Genomic DNA, 18,019 nt, shown 5'->3' on the forward strand with positions numbered 1-18,019 from the left:
GGCGCGCGAGGCCGAGGCGTCAGGGCCAGCGCACCTCGGGCGGCAGGCTCATCAGGATCGCCTCCACGTTGCCGCCGGTTTTCAGACCGAACAGCGTGCCGCGATCGTGGATCAGGTTGAACTCGACATAGCGGCCGCGGCGTACGAGCTGGTGCTCGCGTTCCTCCAGGCTCCAGGGCTGGGCCATGCGGTCGCGGACCAGGGCCGGATAGATGCCGAGGAACGCCTCGCCGACATCGCGGGTGAGGGCGAAGTCGGCCTCGGCGTCGCCTGAGAAGAACCGGTCGTAGAAGATGCCACCCAGGCCGCGCGGCTCGTTGCGGTGCGGCAGGAAGAAGTAGCGGTCGCACCATTCCTTGAAGCGGGGATAGTACTCCGGATCGTGACGGTCGCAGGCTGCGGCGAAAGCGGCGTGGAAGCGGACCGCGTCGGCCTGCGCCTGCTGGCTCTCCGGACGCATGGGCGTGATGTCGCCGCCGCCGCCGAACCAGCCCTGGGTGGTGATCAGCATCCGCGTGTTGAAGTGGGCGGCCGACACCAGCGGGCTCTGCGGGTGCGACACCAGGCTGATGCCCGATGCCCAGAAGCGCGGATCCTGCTCGGCGCCGGGGATCTGGCTGCGGAACTCCGGGCTGAACTCGCCCTCCACCGTCGAGACGTTGACGCCGACCTTCTCGAACACCCGGCCGCGCATGATCGAGATCACGCCGCCGCCGCCGGTGCCATCCTCGAGCCGGTTCCAGGAGTGGCGCTCGAAGCGTCCGGGCGGGCGGTCGCCGAGCGGCAGGTCCGGTGCGCGCTCGATCGCCTCGAACGCGTCGCACAGCCGGTCGCGCAGGCCCTCGAACCAGGCGCGCGCCTGCTGCTTCAGCGCCTCATGCGGCGGTCGGGCGGGAAGGGCATCCATGCTGCTCATCGGCACACCACTATCCCAGACGTGCGGCGGCTCGGCAACGCGAGCTGCAGGTCTGGTGATTGCCGCGCAGGCCCCGGGGACCCTAACATCCGGCACGTGGCCACCGATCTGTCAGTCTGAGGAACCCTGGATGGCCGAGCGGCCGGATGATCATGCCCCGGGGCGTCCGCCCGGCGAGACTGTGGACCTGGGCCCGGACGACGTGCAGGCCGAGCATCGTCATGGCCGCGACCTGGTCTCGCCGCTGCCGGCGACGTCTCATCCTGCCGCCCGCTGGTTCGATGCGAGGCTGCCGCTGATCTCGGGATTCCGGCGCGAATATGTCGCCTACCCGATGCCGCGGAACCTCAACTATCTGTGGAATTTCGGCGCCTTCTCGACGGTGGCGCTGGCGGTGCTGCTGCTCAGCGGGATCTTCCTGGCGATCGAATATACCGGCACCACGGCGGGTGCGTTCGCCAGCGTCGAGGCGATCGAGCGCCAGGTGCCGAGCGGCTGGCTGATCCGGTCGCTGCACATGGGCGGCGTCTCGATGTTCTTCGCCGTGCTCTACATCCATACCTGGCGGAGTTTGTATTACGGCTCGTACAAGGCGCCGCGCGAGCTGCTCTGGCTGACCGGCATGCTGCTGCTGGCGATGGTGATGGCAGCCGCGTTCGCCGGCTACGTGCTGCCCTGGGGACAGATGTCGTACTGGGGCCTGGTGGTGGCGACCAACGCGCTCTCCGCCGTGCCGGTCATCGGCCACACGCTCGCGTCCTGGCTGCAGGGCGGTCCCACCCTCGGTGACGCGACGCTGCACCGGATCTATGTGCTGCATTTCGTGATGGCGTTCGCGGTGGTCGCCGTGGTGGTGCTGCATGTCGTGGCACTGCACGTGACCGGCTCGAACAACCCGACCGGCGTCGAAGTGAAGGGTCCGCGCGACACCATCCCGTTCCATCCGTACTACACCTCCAAGGACGGGCTCGGGTTGGCGATATTCATCATGGCGTTCGCGGTGCTGATCTTCTTCCTGCCGAACCTGCTGACGCTGCCTGACAACTATATCGAGGCCAACCCGCTCTCGACGCCCTCCGACATCTCGCCCGAATGGTACTTCGCGCCGTTCTACGCGATCCTGCGCGCGGTGCCGTCCAAGCTCGGCGGCCTGGTGCTGGCGGTCGGCAGCCTGGTGGTCCTGTCGGCGGTGCCGTGGCTCGATCCGTCGCCGGTGCGCAGTGCCCGCTACCGCCCGATCTATCGGCGGGCCTTGCTGCTGCTGCTGGTGGCGTTCGTGGCGCTGGGCATGGCCGGGCTGCGCCGTCCGGAAGGTGTCTGGCTGGTGATCAGCCGCGTCGCCAGCGCCTACTGGTTCCTGTATTTCCTGGTGCTGCTGCCGCTGTTGCCACGCCTCGAACGGCCGCTCGCACTCCCCGACGCCATCGCCGACGGTGCCCATTGATGCGGCGTCTGATCGCGGCCGCCGTGGTCGTGTCGGGCGCGGTGCCGGCGCTGTCGAGCGCGGCGGATTTCGCCAGCGTGCAGCGTGGCTACGCGGTCTATGCCCAGGTCTGCAGCGCCTGCCATTCGCTGAAGCAGGTCACCTACGCCGATCTCGGTGATCTCGGTCTGACCTCGGCGCAGCTGAAGGCACTGGCCACCGGCGCCACGGTGACCGACGGGACCGACGCAAACGGCCAGCCGATCCACCGCGCCGGCCGTCCCGACGACCACCTGCCGTCGCCATTCCCGAACGAGGCCGCAGCGCGGGTCGCCAATAACGGCGCCCTGCCGCCCGACATGTCCCGGCTGGCGCTCACCCTGGACGGTCACCAGCGTTATATCGAGCGCCTGCTCACCAGCTACCAGAAGGCTCCGGCCGGGTTCGAGGTGCCGCCGGGCAGCTACTACAACACGGCCGCACCCGGCCGGCTGATCGCGATGCCGCCGCCGCTGCATGACGGCCAGGTCGCCTTCACCGACAACACCCGGCCCAACACGGGGCAGATGGCGCATGACGTGGCGGCGTTTCTCGGCTGGGTGGCGCATCCCCATCTCGAGCAGCGACGTCGGGTCGGCGTCAGTGTCGTGCTGTATGTGGCGCTGCTGACCCTGCTGCTGTTCTTCCTCAAGCGTCGGATCTGGACCCATGTCGATTGAAACGAACGAGACCATCGAGCCGGTGATCGGCCTGATCGGCGGCTCCGGCCTGTATGATATCCCCGGCCTGCAGGACAAGCAGTGGCGCCGGATCGAAACTCCGTGGGGCGATCCCTCCGACGAGCTGCTGTTCGGCCGGCTCGACGGCGTGTCCTGCGTGTTCCTGCCGCGCCATGGCCGCGGCCATCCGATCCCGCCCTCGGCGCTGAACTACCGCGCCAACATCGCGGCGCTGAAGCAGTCCGGCGTCACCGACATCGTGTCGCTGTCCGCGGTCGGTAGCCTCAAGGAGGAGTTGCCGCCCGGCCATTTCGTGGTGATCGACCAGTTCATCGACCGCACCTTCGCCCGCGAGAAGAGCTTCTTCGGCACCGGGCTGGTGGCGCATGTGTCGGTCGCCGACCCGCTCTGCCCGCGCATTGGCGACGCACTCGAAGCCAGCGCCCGCACGCTCGGATTGCCGGTCAGCCGCGGCGGCACGTACCTGGTGATGGAGGGCCCGCAATTCTCCACGCGGGCCGAGAGCAACCTGTATCGGAGCTGGGGATGCTCGGTGATCGGCATGACCAACATGCCGGAAGCCAAGCTCGCCCGGGAAGCCGAGATCTGTTACGCGACCGTCGCGATGGTGACCGATTACGATTGCTGGCGCGAGGGCCACGACGCCGTCACCGTCGACGAAGTCGTGGGCGTGATGATGTCGAACGCCGACAAGGCACGCGACCTGATCCGCGCGGTCATCCCGGTTCTGGGCGAGCGCCGGGGCGCTTGCTGGGCCGGTTGCGACCGCGCCCTGGAACACGCGATCATCACCGCACCGGCCGCCCGCGACCCGGAGATGGTCAGCCGGTTGCAACATATTGCCGGGCGCGTTCTGGCGGCATAGCGCGCACGACGACGCGGCCGGACCCTGGGGCCCGACCGCGTCGTTCAGTGCGAGGGCGTGTTGTCGATCAGATGCGGCCGAGCACCAGCAGGATGATCACGACCAGCAGGATCAGCCCGAGGCCGCCCGACGGGAAGTAGCCCCACTGTCCGCTATAACCCCAGGTCGGCAGCGCACCGATCACCAGCAGGATCAGGATGATCAGTAGAATGGTACCCAGCATTTGAGACGTCCCCTTGAGTAATGACCCGACGAGCCGTGAGAACGACCGCAGCGGTGGTTGGTTCGATCGTGCAATGCACAGCACAAGCGAGCGTGTCCTGAAGGTGACACTCGGCGTGTCCCGCCTCCGTTCATGACCGCGCCCGAGCCGAGCCGTCGGCAATTGGCGCTGGCGACGATCCGTGTTGCCAGCGGCAATTTCCTCGAGATGTACGACTTCATGGTATTCGGTTATTACGCCGCCGCCATCGGTCGGGTGTTCTTCCCGTCGACCAGCGCACTCGCGTCGCTGCTGCTCGCGCTCACCACCTTCGGCGCCGGTTTCCTGATGCGTCCGCTCGGTGCGGTGTTTCTCGGCGCCTATGTCGACCGCGTCGGGCGGCGTCGCGGACTGATCCTGACGCTCGGTTTGATGTCGATCGGCACGCTGCTGCTGGCCTGTGTGCCAGGCTACGCGACACTGGGGCTTGCGGCTCCGATGCTGGTGCTGCTGGGCCGGCTGCTGCAGGGTTTTTCCGCCGGCGTCGAGCTCGGTTCCGCGTCGGTGTATCTCGCCGAGATCGCACCCCCCGGACATGCCGGTTTCTTCGTGTCGTTCCAGTCGTTGAGCCAGCAGGTGGCTGTCATTGTCGCCGCATCGCTCGGCATTCTGCTGCTCGGCTGGCTGAGCCCCGCTCAGATCGCCGCGTGGGGCTGGCGCGTGCCGTTGCTGATCGGCTGCTCGATCGTGCCGCTGCTGTTCATCCTCCGCCGCTCGCTGCAGGAAACCGCGAGCTTCACAGCACAGCCGAGCCATCCTGGATTGTCGGAGGTGCTGCGGACGCTGGCATCGCAGTGGCGCGTCGTGCTGATCGGCATGCTGATGGTGGTGACGACGACCAGCCTGTTCTATGTCATTACGGCGTACACTCCATCGTTCGGCAGGACCGTGCTCCGGCTGCGGGCCTCGGATGGGTTGATCGTGACGCTGTGCGTCGGCCTGTCGAACATGATCTGGCTGCCGTTGGCGGGCGCGTTGTCGGATCGCATCGGCCGCCGCCCGATCCTGCTGGCGAGCAGCGTGCTGGTGATGCTGACGGCGTATCCGGCGATGCTGTGGCTCGCGAGCGCGCCGCAATTCTGGCGGCTGCTCGTGGTCGAGTTGTGGCTGTCGTTCCTGTATGCGAGCTACAATGGTGCGATGGTCGTGGCGCTGACCGAACTGGTGCCGGCACGCGTCCGCACGACCGGCTTCTCGCTCGCCTACAGCCTGGCGACCTGCATCGGCGGCTTCACGCCCGCAATTTGCACCGCCCTGATCCAACTCACCGGCAACCGCGCGATGCCGGGGCTCTGGCTGACTCTGGCGGCGGCGTGTGGGCTGGTGGCGGCGTTGCTTTCAAAGCGGGTGGATCCACTAAGACCCAGCTCTGGCGTCGCGAGCTAACAGGACGGCAGTCTGCGTGTCGGCATGCGGTTCCATCAGATAATGACTTCGGGTCAGTCTTCCGGAACGGAAGCCGGCGGGCAGTCCCCCCGCTTTCTGGCAAAGGTGTACATCGTCGCCCGGGTGCCATGCACGGAGCAGAACGCGTAGCCGTGAAACTCGGCGTAGATGCGCAGTAGGGGACTCGACGCAACGAAGCATGCGATCGCAAAAGCAATTGGAATCAGGAACACCAGCCACTCGATGGCCTGCGGCATACGGTTCCGCCGTATCATCGCCACGTACATGGCAGCGCGGATGCCATAAATGCCAAGCGCTCCGAAGAAGACGAAGGCAGAGCTCGGCACCGTGACGATCGGCAATGCCTCGGCGAAGGCTCGCAAATCCTTGCAGCCGAGATACGCCACGAACAGAAACAGCAGCATCAGCGCGTCGAAGATATATCCGCCTGGACTGCTAGCGCGCACCGGTTTGCCGAACAAAAGCCTCGATTGCATGAAACTCATGCTACGGCTGTGCCAGCAATGAGCTGGCATCGGCCTCCATCATCTGCGCGATGGACATGAAGTAGCGGTCGACGCGGTACTATACGTTCCTTAAGCGCCGCCTAGAGCGCGTGCTGCAGAAACGCCAGGCTCCGCTCCTGCGCCTGGGCGGTGGCGCGGGCGTTGTAGCTCGGGCGCTCGGAGCAACCGAAGCCGTGGCCGGCGCCCTCGTACACGAACACCTCGACCCCCGGCTGGGCGCTCCGGATCGCCTCGACGTCGGTGAGCGGGATGTGGTCGTCGTCGGCGCCGAAATGCAGCTGCACCGGGCAGTTCGGACGGGCGTCCTTGGTCGCCGCAATGCCGCCGCCATACCAGCCGACCGCAGCCGCGAACCGGGTCGTTTGCGTCGCCGCCGCCCAGGCCAGCGCGCCGCCCCAGCAATAGCCGATGATGCCGACCTTCTCATGGCCAGGCGCCTCGGCCGAGGCCAGCAGGTCGGCGACGGTGCCCTCGTGGGCGATGCGCTGGCGCAGATCGATGCCGCGCTTGGCGTCCTCGGGCGTGTAGCCGAGCTCGACGCCCCGCTCGGCGCGGTCGAACAAGGCCGGGCAGATCACCAGATAGCCGGCATCGGCAAAACCGTCGGCGACCGCGCGCATGTGGTGGTTCACGCCGAAAATCTCCTGCACCACCACGAGGGCGCGGGGTGCGTCGGCGAAACCCGCCTGGTAGGCGCCGAACTCGTGGCCGTCGGCGGCGGTGAGGGTGATCATCTGGCCCATGGGTGATGTCCTTGCCGTGGATGCGTTGCCGCGGCAGGTTGCCCCGATGGGCGAGATCGTCAACCTCAGGGGCGTGCGGCGGCAACGCGACCGGCAGGCACAGGCGCTGGCAGCCGCGGACAACCGCAGCCGGCATGGGCGCACGCGTGCGGAAAAGGCGCGTGACGAAACCGAGGCAGCCCGGCAGCGCGCCATCCTCGACGGCGCCCGGATCGAGCCGAATGCGCCGCCGCCGGACAGCGAGCCTAGTGGAGCGTGAGCACCATGCCCGGCACCCGCACCTGGGCGGCCGCGACCAGGTCCAGCGAGCCCACCCGGACCGAGTGCAGCCGGCCCTCGATCTGGCGTTCCCAGAAATCCAGGAACTTGCGCAGCACCGGATAGGAGGGCGCGATGTCGAGCTCCTGCCAGATATAGCTCTGCAGCACCGCCGGATGGTCGGGCAGGCGATACAGGATCTCGGCCGTGGTCAGACGGTAGTCCTTGAGCTGCTGGAACAGAGACATGGCACCTCCGATGACAGTTGGACGGCAGTGTCGGTCGCGTGACACCTGCGTGACGCTTGTTCGATCCTCTCCGGTCCCAAGCCCGCGACGCAATAAAAAACCACGTGCGGTCAATGGTTTAGCACTCATACCACAAGAGTGCTGCCAAATCCTTGACAGCCCCCGAGGGGAGGCCTAAATCGCCGTTGGCACTCCGGAGCCCCGAGTGCCAATCGCGTTGCGGGCACTCGAGCCCGGGCGCACAACAACCGGCGACGTCGCTTCCACGGAGGGCGCCGCCAATACGCTTTGAGGAGCGAACCGCTATGGCGAAGTTCCGTCCCCTGCATGACCGCGTCGTCGTCAAGCGCCTGACCGGCGAAGAGAAGACCGCGGGCGGCATCATCATCCCCGACACCGCCAAGGAAAAGCCGATGGAAGGCGAGATCATCGCCGTCGGCGCCGGCGCACGCAACGAGCAGGGTGCGATCGTCGCCCTGGACGTCAAGGCGGGCGACCGCGTCCTGTTCGGCAAGTGGTCCGGCACCGAAGTCAAGATCGACGGCGAAGAGCTGCTGATCATGAAGGAGAGCGACATCATGGGCGTGATCGAAGCTGCTGCCTGAACTGGCGCGATTTCGAACCGTTCTTGATTCCCTCTTCATCTAAAGGAGAATAATACATGGCTGCCAAAGACGTACGCTTCGGAAGCGAAGCCCGCCAGCGCATGCTGCGCGGCGTTGATATTCTCGCAGACGCAGTGAAGGTGACGCTCGGTCCCAAGGGCCGCAACGTCGTCATCGACAAGAGCTTCGGCGCTCCCCGGATCACCAAGGACGGTGTGACGGTCGCCAAAGAGATCGAGCTGTCCGACAAGTTCGAGAACATGGGCGCACAGATGGTGCGCGAAGTGGCCTCCAAGACCAACGACGTGGCCGGCGACGGCACCACCACCGCGACGGTGCTGGCGCAGTCGATCGTCCGCGAGGGCATGAAGGCGGTTGCCGCCGGCATGAACCCGATGGGCCTGAAGCGCGGCATCGACAAGGCCGTGGCCCACGTGGTCAAGGAACTCGAGAAGAACACCAAGAAGATCACGACGCCCGCCGAGACCGCACAGGTCGGCACGATCTCCGCCAACGGCGAGACCGAGATCGGCGAGATGATCAGCCAGGCCATGCAGAAGGTCGGCAACGAGGGTGTCATCACCGTCGAGGAAGCCAAGGGCATCCAGACCGAGCTCGATGTCGTCGAGGGCATGCAGTTCGATCGCGGCTATATCTCGCCGTATTTCATCACCAACGCCGAGAAGATGATCGCTGATCTCGATCAGCCCTACATCCTGATCCACGAGAAGAAGCTGTCGTCGCTGCAGCCGATGCTGCCGCTGCTCGAGAGCGTCGTGCAGTCCGGCCGTCCGCTGCTGATCATCGCCGAGGACGTCGATGGCGAGGCGCTCGCCACCCTCGTGGTGAACAAGCTGCGTGGCGGCCTGAAGATCGCTGCCGTCAAGGCACCGGGCTTCGGCGATCGTCGCAAGGCGATGCTCGAGGATATCGCGATCCTGACCGGTGGCCAGGTGATCAGCGAAGACCTCGGCATCAAGCTCGAGACCGTTTCCCTCTCCATGCTGGGTCGCGCAAAGAAGATCCACATCGAGAAGGAGAACACCACGATCGTCGAGGGCGTTGGCGAAAAGGCCGACATCCAGGGTCGTTGCGCGCAGATCCGGGCGCAGATCGAGGAGACCACCTCGGACTACGACCGTGAGAAGCTGCAGGAGCGTCTCGCGAAGCTGGCAGGCGGCGTCGCGGTCATTCGCGTCGGCGGCTCCACCGAGGTCGAGGTGAAGGAGCGCAAGGATCGCGTCGACGACGCGCTGCATGCGACCCGCGCCGCGGTCGAGGAAGGCATCGTTCCCGGCGGTGGCACGGCTCTCGCCCGCGCCTCGCTGGCACTCGCCGACCTGGTCCCGGCCAACGAGGACGAGAAGTTCGGCATCGAGATCATCCGCAAGGCGATCCAGACCCCGCTCCGCCAGATCGCGGAGAACGCGGGTGAGGATGGCGCGGTGATCGCCGGCAAGGTGCTCGAGAACCCGGAATACGCGTTCGGTTTCGATGCCCAGCTCGGCGAGTACAAGAACCTCGTCCAGGCCGGTATCATCGACCCGACCAAGGTCGTTCGCACGGCCCTGCAGGACGCGGCGTCGGTTGCCGGCCTGCTCGTCACCACCGAGGCGATGATCGCCGAGAAGCCCGAGAAGAAGGCCCCCGCCGGCGGACCTCCGGGCGGCGGCATGGGCGACATGGATTTCTGATCCGCCACCGCGGTTCGGAAACTCTCGCAACGAAAGAGGGGGCGGTCCTGCGAGGGGCCGCCCCTTTTTCACGTGCGACATGTTGTTACGTTACGATTGACACCGCCTAACCTTTCTGCCCCCATAACGAATAGGTCGTTGTAGCGCCGTCATCTCCAGCGTGGGCGACGGAGCGGACGGAACCCGGCGCGGCGGCCTGGCGGCGAGAAGGATAAACCGACATGGCGATCGGTTCGGTGAAGTGGTTCAACACCACAAAAGGCTTCGGTTTCATCATGCCGGATGACGGCGGCAAGGATGTGTTCGTGCACATCACCGCCGTGCAGGCAGCCGGCCTGCGCGGTCTCAATGAGGGCCAGAAGGTCAGCTACGAGATCGCTATGGAGCGCGGCAAGGCGGCCGCGACAAATCTTAAACCGCTAGACTGATCCGCGGATCATCGGGGGCAATCGTTCGGTGTCGGGCCTTGCGTCCGTCAGCGAGAGGTAGGCCCGCGTCTCGGCCACCGCTTCGGCAAGCCCGACGCGCCGGACCACGACGCCCGGCGGGAAGGCGCTGAACAGCCGGGTCGGCGTGCGCCGGTCGAGCAGGACGAACACGCCCTGGTCGGTTGCGGTGCGGATCAGCCGGCCGAACGCCTGCCTCAACCGAAGCCTGGCGATACGGTCGTCGTACGCGGCAGGCTGTCCGCCGGAAAGGTGGATCCGGCGCTCGCGGTGCAGGATGTCGGGCCGCGGCCACGGCACGCGCTCGAACACCACCAGCCGCAGCGCGCGGCCCGGCACGTCGACACCGTCGCGCATCGCATCGGTGCCGAGCAGGCAACTGTCGGTTTCGGTGCGGAACACGTCGACCAGCGTCGCATTGTCCATCGCATCCATGTGCTGCGCGAACAGCGGGATGCCGGCCTCCTCGAGCGGCCCCGCCAGCCGTTCATGCACCTGCCGCAGCCGGCTGATCGCGGTGAACAGCCCGAGCCCGCCACCGCCGGCTGCCATGAAGAGCGCACGGTAGGCGGCCGCGAGTGCCCCGATATCGTCATGCGCCACGTCGGTCACGATCAGCGCCCGGGTCTGCCGGGCATAGTCGAACGGGCTCGCCAGGGCCGCGCGCAGAGCCGGCGAGGGGAGGTGGGTGGCGCCGACCCGTGCCTCCGCGGCGGCCCATGCCTCGTCGGCGTCGGTTTCGCTCGCCTCCGCTCCAGAGGCCGCCCGTGGCTGGTCGCGCAGGGTGGCGGACGTCACCAGCAATCCGTGCGCGGGAGCGGCCACTGCGGCAGCGAAAGGCAGCGTCGGGTCGAGCCAGTGCCGGTGCAGCCCGACATCCCGCTCGGCTGCCCCCGCCGACCCGCCGCGTGCACCGGTCAGCCGCCGCTCCAGCCGCAGGAACATCACGTGGCTGGCGGGTCCCCGCTCGGGACTTGCCTGCCCCGGGACCTCGCGCAGCATGGCGATCCAGGCTTCCAGCCGCGCGATCGCACGTCTGCGGATGGTGCGGCACTGCGCCTCGATGCGCCCGCGGGTGGTGCTGTCCAGGGTGTCGGCATCCTCCTCGAGCTTGGCCAGCAGGCGCGTTACCAGCGTCGTCAGCGGTTCGGTGATCCGCACCAGCGCGCGTTCCAGCCGGCCGGCCGCGTCGGCCAGCTCGGCGCTCACCGGCTGCAGGTCGCACTCCATCGCCCCGAACGTGTCGCCGCGCTGCTTCGCCCGCGCCAGCACCTGCCGACGCAGCACGTGCAGCAGCGCCTCGGTCGGGTTGGCCGGCTCCTCGGGCGCGACCGCATTGCCGCCGGCCGGTCCCGCCAGCAACGGCAGCGCCTCCTCGGCCATCCGCATCGACCAGCCCGGCGCCGGCAGGGCGCGCGCCGCCATCAGGGCGGCCTCCATCGGCGTCTCGAGGTCCGGCTGCCCGACCACCAGCTCGTCCAGCCGCCGGCGCAGGCCCCGCGCGCGTGACCGGCTGCCCTCGGCGCCCAGCAGCCAGCGTCGCAGTTCCGCCGCCTCGAGCCCGGACAACTCGGCGGAGAACGCGCTGTCGGCGGCCTCCATGAGGTGGTGGCCCTCGTCGAACACGTAGCGGGTCGGCGCCGCATCCTCGTCCGCGTTGTCGCCGAACTGGCTGTGCCAGGCGGCCTGCACCATCACCAGCGCGTGGTTCGCCACCACCAGGTCGGCATCGCGGGCGCGGCGGATGCCATGCTCGATGAAGCAGCGCGTGTAGTGCACGCAGGCGCCATGGATGCACTCGCCGCGGCGGTCGGCGAGGCCGCCGGTGGTGCCATGTCCGAACAGCTCGGCGAACCAGCCGGGAAGGTCGCCGCCGAGCACGTCGCCGTCGCTGGTGGCGCCGGCCCAGCGCACCAGCAGCGACAGCGGCACGACGATGCCCGACGCACCCCCGGCGGCGGACGCCTGCACCGCCTCCTCCAGGTTCAGCAGGCAGAGATAGTTCTCGCGTCCCTTGCGCAGCACCACCCGACGGCGACGCACCGCCGGGTCGGGATGCAGCCGCTTCAGCTCGGTCTCGATCTGGCGCTGCAGGTGGCGGGTGTAGGTGCTGATCCAGACGGTGCCGGCATTGCGCTCGGCCCACAGGCTGGCCGGCGCCACGTAGCCGAGCGTCTTGCCGGTTCCGGTGCCGGCTTCCGCCAGGACCAGCCGTGGATCGCCACGCAACAGCCGAGGCGCGAACGCCGCCGCCGCCGCATCGGCATAATCCGCCTGTCCCACGCGCTGCTCGGCATCCGGTCCGAGCAGATCGGTCAGTCGCGCCCGTGCCTCCTGTGGCGCCACCTCGTGCTGGGCGGGCGGCGGACGTGGCGCGGTCTCCTCCCATTTCGGCAGCCGGCGCCAGACCCGCATCGCCTCGCCGGGCTGCATCGCTTCCGGAGGCAGCAGTGCCCCGACCCCGAGTCGCTGGCACAGCACCTCGCCCCAGCTCCAGCCGGCCTGGCGCATCCGCAGCACGAGCGCCCGCAACTCCGGACCGGAGCTGGTGTGGGCAAGCTGTTCGGCGCGATCCAGCAGCAGACCCGCGAGCTCCGGCAGCAGCGACGCGTCGGCATCGCCGATCTCCTGCGGCTCCAGGTCCAGCGCCAGGGCCAGCCCGCGCGGCGTGGGTGCCGCGGACCGCGCCGGCAGCACGAACGCGAACAGCTCCAGTAGGTCGTAGGCGGCCAGGCCCGGGAGGCCGAGCCGCCGGGCGTTGGCCGGGGCATGCACCACCAGCGGCGGGGCCAGGTCGCGCAGCGCGTCGACCGCCTCGGCCCGGGTGAGGGTGAGCAGTTCGCCGTCCGGTGTCAGCAGCGAGACCCGACCATATCCGGCGACGAGCGCCGGGCTGGTGGCGGGGGAGGCGGCGTCATGCATCCGCCCACACATAGCGCGCAACTCCCGGCCATGCGTTAAAGAAAGCCGGGGCCATGCGATTAAGAAGTGAGCCCGCAGGCAATTCCGCGATCGCGCATTTTGCCCTAGCCTGCGCCCCCATGTCCCAAGCTGTTCAGCCCGCGCGGCACTCCGGTCGCGATCCCTCCCGTCCCGATGAGCCGGCTTTCGCCGATCTGCCGAAAGCCTGGCCGTTCGAGGAGGCCGCCCGCCTGGCCGCGCACATGGACGCCAAGGGTGCGAGCCCCGACACCCCTGCACTGCTCGAAACCGGTTACGGCCCGTCCGGCCTGCCGCACATCGGCACCTTCGGCGAGGTCGCGCGGACCACGTGGGTGCGCCGCGCCTACACCGAGCTCACCGGCCGCCCGACCCGCCTGCTCGCGTTCAGCGACGACATGGACGGGCTGCGCAAGGTCCCGGACAACGTGCCCAACCGCGACATGCTGGCAGGCTTCCTCGGCCGCCCGCTGACCCAGGTGCCGGATCCGTTCGGCACCCACGAGAGCTTCGGCGCGCACAACAACGCCCGGCTGCGCAGCTTCCTGGATGGCTTCGGCTTCGAGTACGAGTTCGCCTCCTCGACCGAGTACTACCGTGCCGGCCGCTTCGATGCGGCCTTGCTGCGCGTGCTGGCGGTGCATGACGAGATCGTCGCCGTGATCGCGCCGACGCTCGGGCCGGACCGCCGCGCCACCTACTCGCCGGTGCTTCCGGTCCATCCGCGCACCGGTGTCGTGATGCAGGTGCTGATCGACGCCGTCGATGCCGATGCCGGCACCGTCCGCTGGCGCGACGAGACCGGCGAGGTGTTCGAGACCTTGGTCACCGGAGGCCACGCCAAGCTGCAATGGAAGGCCGACTGGGCGATGCGCTGGGCGGCCCTCGGCGTCGATTACGAGATGTCCGGCAAGGACCTGATCGAGAGCGTCCGGCTGTCGACCCGGATCTGCAAGGTGCTGGGTGCCGAGCCGCCGGTCAGCCTGACCTACGAGCTGTTCCTGGACCAGCACGCGCAGAAGATCAGCAAGTCCAAGGGCAACGGCATCTCGGTCGAGGAGTGGCTGCGTTACGCCCCGCCGGAGAGCCTGGCGCAGTACATGTTCAACCAGCCCGGCCGCGCCAAGCGCCTGTTCTTCGACGTGATCCCACGTGCGGTCGACGAGTACCTGACCAACCGGGCAAAGCTGCCCGAGCAGGCCGGCGCGACCCTGCACGCCAACCCGGCCTGGTTCATCGATGGCGGCCGCCCCGGTGGCGCGCTGCCTGTCTCCTTCGGGATGTTGCTGAACCTGGCGTCCGTCGCCAACGCCGAGAGCGCCGACGTGCTGTGGGCGTTCCTGGCCCGCTACCAGCCCGATGCCACCCCGGAGAGCGACCCGCTGCTGGCCCGCCTGGTCGAGCATGCCGTGTTGTACTACCAGGATTTCGTCCGTCCGGCGAAAACCTACCGCGCCCCGGACGAGCGCGAACGGGCAGCCCTGGCCGACCTCGCCGAGACCCTTCGCGGCGTCGATCCGAGTGCTGGCGCCACGCCCGAGGGGCTGCAGAACCTGGTGTTCGAGGTCGGCAAGCGACACGGCTTCCCGGAGCTGCGAGCCTGGTTCGGCTGCCTGTACGAGGTGCTGCTCGGCCAGAAGGAGGGCCCGCGCTTCGGCATCTTCATCGCCCTGTATGGAGTTCCGGAGACCGTCGCCCTGATCGAGACGGCACTCGCCCGGCCGCACCCGGCGCCTCCGGATCCGGCCGGACCAGGGTCGTAGGCACCGATCGGCAGCCGACGCGATGATGTCGCAGGGCCCCGCCGCCGCCTCGGAACCGTCTCGACCAGGCGAGCCCGGCTGCCGGCCGCGGATCTGGCAACGCATGCTCCGACGCCTGCCGCCGCTGCTCGGGCTGCTGCTGTTCGGGGGCGCGATCTACGCGGTGCAGAAGGAGGTCCGGCACCTGAGCGTCGGGCAGATCCGCGACAGCCTGCTCGGGATCCCGCGCATCAGCTTGCTCGCTTCCGCCGGCTTCACCCTGCTCTCCTACTTCGTGCTGAGCTTCTACGACCGGCTGGCAACGATCCATGTCGGCTGCCGGCTCAGCTTCGGACGTACCGCCTTCGCCGCCTTCTGCTCCTACGTGCTGTCGCATAATCTCGGTTTTGCGGCGATTTCCGGGGCCGCCGTGCGCTTCCGGCTCTATGGCAACTGGGGGGTGCGGCCCGCCCAGATCACCCAGATCATCGCGTTCTGCTCGCTCACCTACATCCTGGGCGCTTCCGCCCTGATCGGCGGCGTGCTGCTGCTGGAACCGTCCTCGCTGCCGATGCTGCTCGACCGGGTGCCGCACTGGCTGCTGACGACAGTCGGCGTCGCGGCATGGGGCCTGGTGGCACTCTATGTCGGATTGTCGGCACGGCTGCAGTCGGTCACGCTGTGGCGCTGGACCATACCGCTGCCCGGCATGCGTATGTCGATCGGCCAGGTCGCGGTCGCGGCACTCGACGTCGCCTGCACCGCCGCCATAGCGTACACGCTGCTGCCCGCGGGCATCGGCCTCGACTACCCGGCGTTTCTCGCCATCTACATCGCATCTTACAGCGCCGGGCTGATCGCGGGCGTCCCCGGCGGGCTCGGCGTATTCGACGGCGCCATGGTGCTGGGGTTGTCGCCCTACCTGCCGGCCTCGGAGGCGCTCGGCGTCATCCTGGTGTTCCGCCTCTTCTACTACATCCTGCCGCTGTTCATCGCCGGCCTGCTGTTCGCCGGCCACGAGGTGCTGCTGCGCGGCGACATGCTGCTGGCACGCCGCCACGGCCTGTCGCAACCGGCGCGGGTCCGTGCCTCCACCCTCATCCGCGAGAGCGAGGCCGACTTCGCGGTGATCGTCGCGGCGGGTGCGGTCTCGCTGTGCGGGGCGATGCTGCTTGCCCTGGGTGGGATCGGAACCACTCCGGACCTGGCATTCGTGCTGCCGCCGCCGGTCGGCCTGTTCAGCGGCGAGAGCACGCTGTCCTGGTTCCTCGAGGCCGCCGGCGACTACATCCCCTCGCTGATCGGCGCAGTGCTGATGGGCCTCGCGATCGGCCTGTCGCAGCGGGTCACGCTGGCCTGGGGCACGACGCTGATCCTGCTCTGCATCGCCGCCGCATTGACCGCCCTGCGCGGGCTGCCGCTGGCGGTGCCGGCCATGCTGATCCTGGCCGCCCTGGTGATCGCGCCGTTCCGCAGCTCGTACTACCGCCATGCCCGGCTGCTGAGCGAACCGCTGGCGCCGGCCACCGTGCTGCCGCTGCTGCTGCTGATGGGGTGCGTGCTGATCCTGGTGCAGCTCGAGCCGGCGATCCGCAGCCTGGCCGACAATAGCTGGCTGGAGCTGGTCGCGGGCAAGGGCATGAGCAGTCGCACGCGCCTGTCGGTCGGGCTCTCGGTGCTGGTCGGGCTGCTGGCGATCGCCCGGCTGATCCTGCCCGGACGGATCAGCCCGACGCCCTGGAGTGCCGAGGCCGCCGCCCGCTACCGGGCATTGGCGCCGGACAGCGCACTGCCGCTGGCCCCGCCGGACGGGTTGGTTTCCGGAGAGACCGGTCGGGCGCTGATCCCGTTCCGGCGGCTCGGGCGCATCATGGCCGGGCTTGGCGACCCTGCCGGTGCACCCGCCGACCAGATTTCGACGATCTGGCGCCTGCGCGACCTCGCGTTGCAGGAAGGCCGCGAACCGGTGTTCTGGCGGGTGGGATCATCGCTGCTCGACGTGTACGCCGATCTCGGGCTGCAGGCCTGGCCGATCGGGGCCACGGCGGGGTCGCGATCGCGGTCCGATAGCGCCGACGGCGATTGCTGCTACCTGTGCTGCCCGGCCGAGCGCGGCGAACTGCTGCTGGCCCTGCTCGGCCGGGAGTTCGAGCGGACCATCACCTGAGCGCCTTTTAGCGACCCTCAACTGATCGCCGTCTCCGCGACCGGCACCGCGCCCACGACGGCGCGGGGTGCAGCCAGCCGGGCGGCGCAGGCGGTGAGGGTCACCCCACCCAGGATCAGCGCCAGACCGGCAGCGTGATACGGGTGCAGCGTCTCGCCCAGCAGCACCGCGCCCAGCAGCACGGCATAGACCGGCACCAGATACATCGACGACGCCGCGGCGGCCGGTCCGAAGCGGCGGACCAGCGCCTGGTAGCTGCCATAGGCGCCGATCGACGGCACCACGCAGAGGAACAGGATCGCTCCCACGCTGCGTGGCGTCAGCACCAGGCCGAGATCGGGTTCACCGGCATGACGCGCGAGCTCCATGATCGCGGCCGGCAGCAGCATCAGCGCGGCACCGGTGGCCAGCCCGGCGAGGCCGATCACCGGCGGCAGCACGACCGGACGGCGTCGGCTCAGCAGCGTGTAGGCGACCCAGGAGAGCATCGCTGCGAAGGCCAGCGCGTCGCCGCCGTTGCAGGAGAGTGCGGTGATCGCAATCGGATTGCCGTGTGTCACGACGGTCACCACCCCGGTCGCCGCGAGCAGGATGCCGCCCAGCGCCGGCAGCCGCAGCCGGGTGCGGAACAGGATGCGCTCGGCGATGAGCACGAAGGCCGGGGCGGCGGAGATCAGCAGGGCGATGTTGCCGGCCGTGGTGCGCGACGCGGCTGCATAGAGCGGCGCCACGGCAAGCACGGCACCGGTCAGCACCAGCAGGGCAAAATCCGGTGACACCAGGCGCGGCAGGTGGGCGCGCCAGCCACGCGCGAACGGCAGCAGGATCAGCGCGGCGCCGCCCCAGCGCAGGAAGGCCAGGGTGACCGGCGGGATGTCGCCGGCGATCGCGCGCGCCACCAGCATGTTGCCGGCGAACAGCAGCGGGGTCAGCACGAACAGCAGCATGGCCGGCTGGAACCGGACGGTGCTGGCGAACGAACCGAAGCGGACCATGGGCATCTCCTGCGTGCGTGGAGAAGATGCCTCGGTGCGGTGGGATGATCTCCCTGATCTTT

At 68.6% G+C, this 18,019-nt stretch carries 17 protein-coding genes; 10 read left to right on the plus strand and 7 right to left on the minus strand.

The genetic code is table 11. From position 1 onward, the window contains the following. Positions 1-19 precede the first annotated feature (19 nt). A complete protein-coding gene (gene hemF, locus ACOEQ2_RS16570; protein ID WP_419731257.1) occupies positions 20-907 on the minus strand; it encodes an oxygen-dependent coproporphyrinogen oxidase in 888 nt (295 codons plus the stop codon). A gap of 139 nt (positions 908-1,046) precedes the next feature. On the opposite strand from hemF, the gene ACOEQ2_RS16575 reads away from it, so the two are divergent. Genes ACOEQ2_RS16575 through ACOEQ2_RS16585 form a run of 3 tightly spaced genes read left to right on the plus strand, consistent with a single transcriptional unit; the run spans position 1,047 to position 3,944 of the window. Further along, positions 1,047-2,360 (plus strand): cytochrome b, encoded by a 1,314-nt coding sequence (locus ACOEQ2_RS16575; protein WP_419729048.1) that lies wholly within the window; start codon positions 1,047-1,049, stop codon positions 2,358-2,360. Then, positions 2,360-3,058 (plus strand): cytochrome c1, encoded by a 699-nt coding sequence (locus tag ACOEQ2_RS16580; RefSeq protein ID WP_419729049.1) that lies wholly within the window; start codon positions 2,360-2,362, stop codon positions 3,056-3,058. Before ACOEQ2_RS16575 ends, ACOEQ2_RS16580 begins: the two co-directional genes overlap by 1 nt. After that, positions 3,048-3,944 carry an S-methyl-5'-thioadenosine phosphorylase gene (locus tag ACOEQ2_RS16585; RefSeq protein ID WP_419729050.1) on the plus strand — a complete coding sequence of 299 codons (897 nt, stop codon included), beginning with the start codon at positions 3,048-3,050 and terminating at the stop codon, positions 3,942-3,944. Before ACOEQ2_RS16580 ends, ACOEQ2_RS16585 begins: the two co-directional genes overlap by 11 nt. 67 nt (positions 3,945-4,011) lie before the next feature. Here the strand turns inward: ACOEQ2_RS16585 and ACOEQ2_RS16590 are convergent, their stop codons facing one another. Next, positions 4,012-4,164: a DUF3309 family protein gene (locus ACOEQ2_RS16590; protein ID WP_419731258.1), complete on the minus strand. Its 153-nt coding sequence runs from the start codon at positions 4,162-4,164 to the stop codon at positions 4,012-4,014. Between the two features lie 135 nt (positions 4,165-4,299). On the opposite strand from ACOEQ2_RS16590, the gene ACOEQ2_RS16595 reads away from it, so the two are divergent. Continuing rightward, on the plus strand, positions 4,300-5,592 hold the full coding sequence (locus ACOEQ2_RS16595; RefSeq protein WP_419729051.1) for an MFS transporter: 1,293 nt from the start codon (positions 4,300-4,302) through the stop codon (positions 5,590-5,592). Positions 5,593-5,645: 53 nt separating this feature from the next. Here ACOEQ2_RS16595 and ACOEQ2_RS16600 read toward each other — a convergent pair whose 3' ends face one another. Continuing rightward, positions 5,646-6,098 (minus strand): hypothetical protein, encoded by a 453-nt coding sequence (locus tag ACOEQ2_RS16600; protein WP_419729052.1) that lies wholly within the window; start codon positions 6,096-6,098, stop codon positions 5,646-5,648. 101 nt (positions 6,099-6,199) lie between these two features. After that, on the minus strand, positions 6,200-6,862 hold the full coding sequence (locus ACOEQ2_RS16605) for a dienelactone hydrolase family protein (protein WP_419729053.1): 663 nt from the start codon (positions 6,860-6,862) through the stop codon (positions 6,200-6,202). On the opposite strand from ACOEQ2_RS16605, the gene ACOEQ2_RS16610 reads away from it, so the two are divergent. Further along, on the plus strand, positions 6,861-7,121 hold the full coding sequence (locus tag ACOEQ2_RS16610) for a DUF4169 family protein (protein WP_419729054.1): 261 nt from the start codon (positions 6,861-6,863) through the stop codon (positions 7,119-7,121). The two genes, ACOEQ2_RS16605 and ACOEQ2_RS16610, sit on opposite strands and share 2 nt — an antisense overlap. Here the strand turns inward: ACOEQ2_RS16610 and ACOEQ2_RS16615 are convergent. Then, complete coding sequence (locus ACOEQ2_RS16615; RefSeq protein ID WP_419729055.1) at positions 7,108-7,368, minus strand: usg protein; 261 nt, start codon at positions 7,366-7,368, stop codon at positions 7,108-7,110. The two genes, ACOEQ2_RS16610 and ACOEQ2_RS16615, sit on opposite strands and share 14 nt — an antisense overlap. A 305-nt stretch (positions 7,369-7,673) precedes the next feature. On the opposite strand from ACOEQ2_RS16615, the gene groES reads away from it, so the two are divergent. The 3 genes from groES to ACOEQ2_RS16630 all read left to right on the plus strand — a co-directional run bounded on the left by groES (position 7,674) and on the right by ACOEQ2_RS16630 (position 10,095). Further along, positions 7,674-7,973, plus strand: coding sequence for a co-chaperone GroES (gene groES, locus ACOEQ2_RS16620; RefSeq protein ID WP_419729056.1), 300 nt, complete (start codon positions 7,674-7,676; stop codon positions 7,971-7,973). Between the two features lie 56 nt (positions 7,974-8,029). Then, positions 8,030-9,667, plus strand: a complete 1,638-nt coding sequence (gene groL / locus ACOEQ2_RS16625) for a chaperonin GroEL (RefSeq protein WP_419729057.1) — start codon at positions 8,030-8,032, stop codon at positions 9,665-9,667. Positions 9,668-9,888: 221 nt separating this feature from the next. Further along, positions 9,889-10,095, plus strand: a complete 207-nt coding sequence (locus ACOEQ2_RS16630; RefSeq protein ID WP_419729058.1) for a cold-shock protein — start codon at positions 9,889-9,891, stop codon at positions 10,093-10,095. Here the strand turns inward: ACOEQ2_RS16630 and ACOEQ2_RS16635 are convergent. Next, entirely contained in the window at positions 10,087-13,035 is a 2,949-nt protein-coding gene (locus tag ACOEQ2_RS16635; RefSeq protein WP_419729059.1) for an ATP-dependent DNA helicase, read from the minus strand. The two genes, ACOEQ2_RS16630 and ACOEQ2_RS16635, sit on opposite strands and share 9 nt — an antisense overlap. A gap of 119 nt (positions 13,036-13,154) precedes the next feature. Here ACOEQ2_RS16635 and ACOEQ2_RS16640 point away from each other — a divergent pair, with 119 nt between their 5' ends. Together ACOEQ2_RS16640 and ACOEQ2_RS16645 are read left to right on the plus strand one after the other, a co-directional pair. Next, positions 13,155-14,816 (plus strand): lysine--tRNA ligase, encoded by a 1,662-nt coding sequence (locus ACOEQ2_RS16640; protein WP_419729060.1) that lies wholly within the window; start codon positions 13,155-13,157, stop codon positions 14,814-14,816. Positions 14,817-14,919: 103 nt separating this feature from the next. Then, positions 14,920-16,962, plus strand: a complete 2,043-nt coding sequence (locus tag ACOEQ2_RS16645) for a lysylphosphatidylglycerol synthase domain-containing protein (protein WP_419729061.1) — start codon at positions 14,920-14,922, stop codon at positions 16,960-16,962. A gap of 17 nt (positions 16,963-16,979) precedes the next feature. Here the strand turns inward: ACOEQ2_RS16645 and ACOEQ2_RS16650 are convergent, their stop codons facing one another. Beyond that, on the minus strand, positions 16,980-17,957 hold the full coding sequence (locus ACOEQ2_RS16650; RefSeq protein ID WP_419729062.1) for a DMT family transporter: 978 nt from the start codon (positions 17,955-17,957) through the stop codon (positions 16,980-16,982). Positions 17,958-18,019: the final 62 nt, after the last annotated feature.

Source organism: Lichenicola sp. (genome assembly GCF_965198575.1).
Lineage (GTDB): Bacteria > Pseudomonadota > Alphaproteobacteria > Acetobacterales > Acetobacteraceae > Lichenicola.

Bases quoted from the DNA above. Each gene is read 5' to 3' on its own strand.
- hemF (WP_419731257.1), bottom strand. From the start codon at position 907: ATGGATGCCCTTCCCGCCCGACCGCCGCATGAGGCGCTGAAGCAGCAG.
- ACOEQ2_RS16575 (WP_419729048.1), top strand. From the start codon at position 1,047: ATGGCCGAGCGGCCGGATGATCATGCCCCGGGGCGTCCGCCCGGCGAG.
- ACOEQ2_RS16580 (WP_419729049.1), top strand. From the start codon at position 2,360: ATGCGGCGTCTGATCGCGGCCGCCGTGGTCGTGTCGGGCGCGGTGCCG.
- ACOEQ2_RS16585 (WP_419729050.1), top strand. From the start codon at position 3,048: ATGTCGATTGAAACGAACGAGACCATCGAGCCGGTGATCGGCCTGATC.
- ACOEQ2_RS16595 (WP_419729051.1), top strand. From the start codon at position 4,300: ATGACCGCGCCCGAGCCGAGCCGTCGGCAATTGGCGCTGGCGACGATC.
- ACOEQ2_RS16600 (WP_419729052.1), bottom strand. From the start codon at position 6,098: ATGAGTTTCATGCAATCGAGGCTTTTGTTCGGCAAACCGGTGCGCGCT.
- ACOEQ2_RS16610 (WP_419729054.1), top strand. From the start codon at position 6,861: ATGGGTGATGTCCTTGCCGTGGATGCGTTGCCGCGGCAGGTTGCCCCG.
- ACOEQ2_RS16605 (WP_419729053.1), bottom strand. From the start codon at position 6,862: ATGGGCCAGATGATCACCCTCACCGCCGCCGACGGCCACGAGTTCGGC.
- ACOEQ2_RS16615 (WP_419729055.1), bottom strand. From the start codon at position 7,368: ATGTCTCTGTTCCAGCAGCTCAAGGACTACCGTCTGACCACGGCCGAG.
- groES (WP_419729056.1), top strand. From the start codon at position 7,674: ATGGCGAAGTTCCGTCCCCTGCATGACCGCGTCGTCGTCAAGCGCCTG.
- groL (WP_419729057.1), top strand. From the start codon at position 8,030: ATGGCTGCCAAAGACGTACGCTTCGGAAGCGAAGCCCGCCAGCGCATG.
- ACOEQ2_RS16630 (WP_419729058.1), top strand. From the start codon at position 9,889: ATGGCGATCGGTTCGGTGAAGTGGTTCAACACCACAAAAGGCTTCGGT.
- ACOEQ2_RS16635 (WP_419729059.1), bottom strand. From the start codon at position 13,035: ATGCATGACGCCGCCTCCCCCGCCACCAGCCCGGCGCTCGTCGCCGGA.
- ACOEQ2_RS16640 (WP_419729060.1), top strand. From the start codon at position 13,155: ATGTCCCAAGCTGTTCAGCCCGCGCGGCACTCCGGTCGCGATCCCTCC.
- ACOEQ2_RS16645 (WP_419729061.1), top strand. From the start codon at position 14,920: ATGCTCCGACGCCTGCCGCCGCTGCTCGGGCTGCTGCTGTTCGGGGGC.
- ACOEQ2_RS16650 (WP_419729062.1), bottom strand. From the start codon at position 17,957: ATGGTCCGCTTCGGTTCGTTCGCCAGCACCGTCCGGTTCCAGCCGGCC.